The organism is Vogesella mureinivorans (genome assembly GCF_007644035.1).
GTDB lineage: Bacteria > Pseudomonadota > Gammaproteobacteria > Burkholderiales > Chromobacteriaceae > Vogesella > Vogesella mureinivorans.
In genome coordinates this window covers 1-345 of sequence record NZ_VMTV02000786.1, presented here as the reverse complement: position 1 = coordinate 345, position 345 = coordinate 1, and the positions used below count along the sequence as shown (strand labels likewise).

The 345-nt window shown below is 66.4% G+C and carries 1 protein-coding gene; it reads right to left on the bottom strand.

The genetic code is table 11. From position 1 onward, the window contains the following. The coding region (locus tag FLQ44_RS18220) for a cytochrome d ubiquinol oxidase subunit II (protein WP_147695494.1) at positions 1 to 257 on the bottom strand (257 nt) is incomplete at its 3' end. Between the last annotated feature and the right edge of the window lie 88 nt (positions 258 to 345).

The window sequence follows — 345 nt, the reverse complement described above, 5'->3', positions numbered from 1 at the left end:
ACCGGCAGGTAGAGCGAACTCAGGATCACCCCGTGCGCCATCGGGAACGCGATCAGCAGGATGCCCACGCCCAGCACCAGCCAGGTTTCGTTGGCGTCCCAGAAGGGGCCGATCGAGGCGATCATCGTGTCCTTCTGCGCGTCTTCACCGCCGGGCAGCAGGATGCCGACGCCGAGGTCGAAGCCGTCCAGCACGACGTAGGCCAGCATGGCGAGCCCCATCAGGGCGAGGAAGATTTCCGGCAGCCAGGCGCTCATGCGTGCACTCCTTCGTGGGCTTGGCCCTCGGGCAGGACACCGATGCCGCTGTCCAGCTCGCCCTTCGAGGCCTTGTGCATCAGGTGGA